Origin of the sequence: Pontibacter toksunensis, assembly GCF_042686245.1 — a bacterium.
GTDB classification, from domain to species: domain Bacteria; phylum Bacteroidota; class Bacteroidia; order Cytophagales; family Hymenobacteraceae; genus Pontibacter; species Pontibacter toksunensis.
Map to the genome: position 1 here is coordinate 92,580 of NZ_JBHUOX010000020.1, position 6,562 is coordinate 99,141.

Consider the following 6,562-nt stretch of genomic DNA (forward strand, 5'->3'; position numbering starts at 1 on the left):
TATTTTCTGAGATAGAAAGACATGGAATGTAGACCATCTGCCAACTGCCTGTAGTCAGGGTGAATTGAAGCAACCGGTGGTGGGGCTATCCTTCTATGACCACACTATTTAATTCTGCTGCATGGGTATTCTTTCTGAAGTAGATGTGGAACACAGTGCCTTCTCCCTCCTCACTTTTAACATCTATTCTTCCGCCGGCACTGTCTACTATCCGCTTCACCATGTACAGCCCCACACCTGAGCCCTCCACATGGTCATGAAAGCGCTTGAACATGGTAAACAGCTTCCCATGCTGTGCCGGAGTTAAGCCCAGGCCGTTGTCCCGCACGGAAAGCACGACAGACTCTGCCTCTTCACGACAACTCACCTGCACCAGCGCATGCCGGTCGGGATGACGGAACTTGACAGCATTTGAAAGTAAATTATAGACAATGCTGCGCACGTTCTTCTCTGAGAAGGAAACAACAGAACAGCCTTCAAAATCAGTCTCTACCCGGACACCCGATTTCTTTATAATTTGCTCCATGTCCAGCCTGACTTCCTCCACAATCTCCGCCAGATTCACCTGTGTGCTCTCCTCGCCATTATCCTTCTGCAGCTTTGAAATCTCCGTCAGGCTAGCGATAGTTCTTTTGAAGCGCTCTACCGCACCCTGCATCATGGCCGCAATGCTCTTCACCCCACTCTCGTGAAGGCTTTCTTCAGGAAGCTCCAGCAGCAGCTCCTCCACCAGCCTCTCTATGTTCGAAATCGGAGCCCTCAAGTCATGTGAAGCGGTATAGATGAAGTTGTCGAGGTCGGAGTTGATGTGTGAGAGCTGCTGGTTTGCCGCCGCCAGTCTCTCATTTGTACGCTGTACAGACTCATTTGCGGCAGTTAGGTCCTGCAGGCTTTTACTTAGTTCCTCAGTTCGCCGTTCTACCCTTTCTTCAAGAGTGGCTGATAATTGCCTCTCCCTTTCCAGGAGCCTGCGAAGCAAAACAAACGCGAAGGAAAGAAGAAGGATAGCCAGAACACCGCCACCAACCTCCAGAAGCCTTCCATAGCTTCTGCTGCTGATGTAATCTGCCCGGCGCTTGCTAAGCAGCAGCTGCTCTAACTGTTCAAACTCACTCATCAGCCTGCCGATTCTTATAGTAGCCAAATCACGTCCTACCCCTGTCCTTACCAGTGCAATGGCCTTCTCATGTTCACCCGCTTGATTAAGCGCAATAGTTTCGCTCCAAAAGGCAAATGTCTCACTGACCAGAGCAGTTAGCTCTTGCAGCCGTTTCTGCTGAATGGGTTGGTCAGCCGTCAGGCTTTTTAGGTTAGAGAGATGAACAAGTACTTTATCCTTGGAGTCGGCATGCATGGCCAGGTATACCGTGTCTGCTGTCAGCAGATAACCGCGTTGGGCAATGTGTGCTTCCTTTGTATCGGAGAGCAGCCTTTCCCCCTCATTCAGAACCTCATGGGTATGCAATACCCAACGTAAGTTGTCTTCACTCTTCTTTATTGTCCGGTAAAAAAGGTAGCCTATGCCCAGCAGCAGTACAATGCCAAACACATAGGCTCCATAGATGAAACTTCCAGACTTGTTTTTTAAAGCTTTCACTTCATCAATTTATTAGCGAGATATAAAGGACTGTTCTGTCAGCGGCTATAAAGCAAAGAGAGAATAACCACCAGAATGGCAAAGCCATGACCGATTTGACCTTGCAATATACTGCATTATCAAAGCATCCCATCATCCCCCTCTACAGGATTCTATCTTATTAAAGAGGCATCTTAATTTATGTGCATGATTGACAAAGGTAGTCTTCTGAGTTAACTGCTCGTTTAAAAGGCCATGAACTCACATATACTGCTGTTAAAGCTACTCTGGCGCCCAGGAATAGTGCTTGACGTTGTTTGGCTTGCTGGACAATGGCTTGTTTCCTCTACAGGGTTCATAGGCAGACATGGCAGCAGAGAGAAGAGAAAAATTAGTGCACACGCTGCCTTTACCTCATTATTCCCCCTTTTTTCGGGACAGCACTTCAATTGCTTTGTCATGGAATGGGTTGATTCCTGAGCAATGAATCACCTTATCAAGGGAGACGACAGCTCCTCCTTGTCTTTTACTACTCGCAGCATAAGCAATGTTTCTTTTGTTTATAAGATTCCAACCAAACCATTAGCATTTGCACCTGTAGGGGCAGATTCTGGAGGTTCCTTATTTTGGCTACTCCCACACAACAGGTTAGCATGAAGTCTGTATGCACGTGTTTACTAATACACATAAATATTTATGTTTTTCTTTTACAGGTCAAAAGTACCACTTTACCCTCTATAACTGATGTTATCCTATTTATTGTGAATTTATTCATACTTTTTATATTCTTAATAGTATACCGTTACAAGCTTAACTGTCTGGTTGTTAGCAGGTAGCATAAGTTTGCCTTGCAACAATTGTCTAGGCTTTAGCAAACACATAATTTCTGGTTCGGCTTTACCACAACCCTAAAAGCCAACCGACTTCCACTGCCTGCTGATACAGGCTTTTTACAATTAAAATACAGGCAAAAGGAAATGCCTGCAGCGCTTGCCACTTAACAAAATAAGTGTTCATGGAATAACTATACCCCAGATGCACAACCAACACTTCTCTCTGCTCTGGCACCGCCTCCTGCGGCCAGGCCCATTCCAGTCCCTAAAGCAAAAACAGCTTCAAATTCTGTTTTAAAGGCACCCCTGCATAGCGCCCTGCAGCTTCAGCCCATGATGCTTAGAATCATGGGTCAGGCCCTGCTTTGCCTATTGATTTCTGACCAACCAAACCAACCAAAATTTAAAAGCACTTTAAACATGAGAGACTTAAACAATTCTGAAAGCCAGGTAAGACGCGTTCATTTTAAGCAGCTGCAGGGGCTATGGCAACAGGCCATGGTGGCGCTGGCCGTTTTTTTGCTGATGGGAACTGCCGCCTCTGCGCAGGACCCAGGCAAGGGGGGCACCGTCGCTAATTTCGAGGTGGACTCTGATTTCCAATCGGGCTTTATCCCTGCCTGGTGGAATACCTCTAACTACTCTAATCGGGCATCATTCGGCGATGACTGGTCTAAAGGGCTTACGGGCACGGGAAACGCAGTGCTAAAGCAGGAAGGGGGTGTCTCCATTCCGGGAACAACCGCTGACTTGAGGAGTCTCTGGCAGGTAGACGGCAACTGGGGCAACCAGAGCGCCGTGGCGGAGGTGGCTTCCTTCTCCGGCAACTCAAACAAAAACGGCGACAACATTGCCCCAGGGCAAAAACCATACACTATTCAGTTGGGAGGAAGCGGCCCCCAGAAGAACGATATCACCAACACCTACCTTCACTCAAGGGACGTGAGTGGTGCCACCTGGCTTTTCTTCGGGGCGGAGACACGGTCCACAAACGGTAACAGCTACCTGGACTTTGAGTACAACCAGAACGGTGTCGAGATAGTGGGAAGCCAACTGGTAGGCAAGGCCAATGATCCAGCCAATAACATCATAAACGGCCGTACGGTAAATGACTTTCTCCTGGTGGTCAACTACACCGGTGGCGGCAACAGGCCGGTAGTCGGGGTGCGCAAGTGGCTTGCATCCGGAACCTGGTCAGCGGAACTTCCCGTATCAAGCCTCGGAGCCTATGTAACGACCAACACGGGAAGCATAGACCCGGTGGCCCCCAACAGAGCATTTACGGGCGAGGGTGCCTACGCCAACACGGTGATGGCGCTTCAGTTTGTGGAGGGCGGCATTAACATCAGTGCAATTCCGGATTTAGCGGACCTGGACAGGTGCAACCCGCTGGCAACGGTAACCGTCAAGACCCGCTCCTCCAGCTCTTACACAGCTGAGCTAAAGGACCTGGATATCCTCAACTTCCAGCTGGTTCCGGGTGCAACCATATCCGACCTTTCCCCTGTGACGGCATGCCCTGGAGGAAGTGCTGTCTTCAGTACAACTGTTAGCGGAGACGGTGCCTCTGCGGGGAACGTGGTGTGGTATAAAGGCACGAGCACCACGCCACTAGCTGATGACAACACCAAGTACGACATCGTGGTATCCGGCAGCACCAGCACGCTGACCATCAACAGCCTGGTGGCAGGTGACGCCGGCGCATACAGAGCCAAGCTCACCAATGCTACCTGCGGAAACCCGGAGAAGTCGCAGACACTGACGGTGAACCCGGCCCCGACAGCCAACGCCGGTGCTGACCCCGCCGCCCAGTGCCTGATTGCTGCAGGCAATACCTTCTCGCTCAGCGGCAGCGGCTCCAACGGCACTGCTCTCTGGACGGTGAAAACCAACGCCTCCAACCTGACTGTTGCCATCACAAATGAAACGTCCTATACCCCGACAGTGACTGTGAGCGGTGGAAGTGGTACCGTCACCCTTTTGCTGACCGTGACCAGCGGGTTCACCCCTTCCTGTGGCACAGCCGAGGATGAGGTCAATGTGACGGTGAATCCAAACCCGACCATCAGCGATCCTGCCATCGGGGCTATCTGTGCCGGAACTACGAGTGCTTCCCTGACATACAGTGGCGTCGGCAATGGAGCGGACCAGTATAAAATCGTCTGGAGCTCCGCTGGCCTGACCAGCATGACGGAGTTTGCCTCACTGCCCGCTAGCCCCATCACCATCAACGGAACCGGTTCCCTGGCAGCGGCCACCTACAGCGGCACTATCTACGTGCGGAACAGCGCCACGCTCTGTGAGAGTGCCGGTGCGCCCCTCTCCCTTTTGGTGAATCCTAACCCGTCAGTCAACGCTGGCACTGACCCAGCTGCCCAATGCTTCATCGACGGCGGCAATACCTTCATGCCGGGCGGCAGCGGTTCTAACGGAACACCTGTATGGTCAGTCTTCAGCAATCCGAATAGTTTGACTGTTGACATCACCAACGGAACAACCTTCACTCCGACAGTAAAGGTGACTGGCGTCGGCACTGTAACTCTCCGCCTGACTGTCTCCAGCAACACTACCCCGTCCTGCGGTTCTGTCTATGATGATGTCAACGTGACGGTGAGCCCCAAACCTGGTCCTCCAGCTGTAAAATACAATGCACCAGCTTGTGATGAAGTAACGTTTAGTGTGGAAGTGCTGAGTCCCGAAATCGGTACTACGTATATTATCGTGAACTCTTCTGATGGGGGAAACAGAGCTGAGATAACCGCTGTTGAGGACGCAACAAGTCCAGGCTCAGCCGCCCCTGTCGTATTCACAGGCAGGGCTGCCGGCTCTGGCTACAGGGTGACTGCCCAGCTCGGCGACTGTGTCACAGAGGCAGAAGTCTGCGGAGACGCCGCTCCAACCCTTATAGAAACGCAGTCGTCTACCCAGTCGCTGCAGGGCGCCAGCCAGGAGAGCAAGCAGCTCACTGCCTACCCTGTTCCCTTCTACAATGACGCAACGGTTGAGTTTGCCTCAGAGCGTGACGGGAACTATGTTATAAACCTCTATGACATGAAGGGAAGCCTGATACGGGAGCTGAAGTCCGGCACAGCCAGGCAAGGCGAGGTGAACAAAATAGAAGTAGATGGCAGGAGCCTGCCGGAGGGAATGTACTTTGTCCGCTTTGTCAACGGTGCCGGGGCAAAGACAGTGAAGCTTCTTAAGAAGCAGTAAATAAGGACTGCTTAGATAAGGCAACAGGGTGTCGGGAGCAGAGCTCCTGGCATCCTGTCCTTTTTTAGGGGCAGGCAAGCAGGCTTACAGGTATTCCTGTGTTTCCATAACTTAACCAGCGGACTGATGCTCACTGCTGGGCCTCAAAACAGCGTTCCTGCCACACTTACACCTTCTATATCCCTTATTTGCGGCTTACTACTTAGTTGCAAACCCGCTGCACACTACTTTCCACTCCAGAAGCGCGGGCCTCTCTTTCTGCCGCCCCTGCACGACCGGCACCAGGGTGTAACCTATATTTTTTTATATTCGTATATTAGCATATATTAATTATAACTAAAACTCATCCTGACAACTATGGCGGTAGCTCTGACTTTGACTGGCCTCTTTTTACTGGTATGTACCCTGTGCAGTGTCCTTGTTCTGTTTCTTAGTAACAGTGAAGAGCCGGACAGAGGCTACGGCTGGGTACAGAAACCCGATGCCCCTGTTATGCGCATTGTCTCAGGGTGTGATGTGGAGAATACCCCCACGCACCTGCCTCAGCACATGACCATGGAGAAGGTGGCAACAGGCTCCTGAACCGGATGGCTACTGTGGCCGGGGTCTGAAAGGAAGCAGCATCACTGTTCCGTCAGAATAGGGCAGTTTCCTCTAAAGCGGTACCTACACCTACGCCAGCTCTGAAATGCCAGGCGGTTCCAGGTAAGGCTCCAAGCAGCTGCTCTCTTCAAACCAAGCGCACGGTGCCTGGGGTTTCAGGCCTACTCCCCCACTCTTTCCGAAACTGCCTCCTGCAGAAATAAATTATATTATCTATATATTAGGAGAATTGATTACTTTTGGCTGGCTCCTGTGGAAGTCCCCTTGGAGTCACTGAAAACCAACCGATTCAACTTAAAAACAGAGGGTGCAGACATGAAACTGACAAAGGTATTAA

The 6,562-nt window shown here is 51.1% G+C and carries 3 protein-coding genes; 2 read left to right on the forward strand and 1 reads right to left on the reverse strand.

The genetic code is table 11. From position 1 onward, the window contains the following. Positions 1-85: 85 nt before the first annotated feature. A complete protein-coding gene (locus tag ACFS7Z_RS21135; protein WP_377489114.1) occupies positions 86-1,597 on the reverse strand; it encodes a sensor histidine kinase in 1,512 nt (503 codons plus the stop codon). Between the two features lie 1,232 nt (positions 1,598-2,829). Here ACFS7Z_RS21135 and ACFS7Z_RS21140 point away from each other — a divergent pair. Further along, positions 2,830-5,622: a T9SS type A sorting domain-containing protein gene (locus ACFS7Z_RS21140; RefSeq protein WP_377489117.1), complete on the forward strand. Its 2,793-nt coding sequence runs from the start codon at positions 2,830-2,832 to the stop codon at positions 5,620-5,622. A gap of 357 nt (positions 5,623-5,979) precedes the next feature. Further along, a complete protein-coding gene (locus ACFS7Z_RS21145; RefSeq protein ID WP_377489120.1) occupies positions 5,980-6,204 on the forward strand; it encodes a hypothetical protein in 225 nt (74 codons plus the stop codon). Positions 6,205-6,562 lie beyond the last annotated feature (358 nt).

What these genes read in the sequence shown, in the direction of transcription:
- ACFS7Z_RS21145 (WP_377489120.1), top strand. Translation starts at nt 5,980, where the DNA reads ATGGCGGTAGCTCTGACTTTGACTGGCCTCTTTTTACTGGTATGTACC.
- ACFS7Z_RS21140 (WP_377489117.1), top strand. Translation starts at nt 2,830, where the DNA reads ATGAGAGACTTAAACAATTCTGAAAGCCAGGTAAGACGCGTTCATTTT.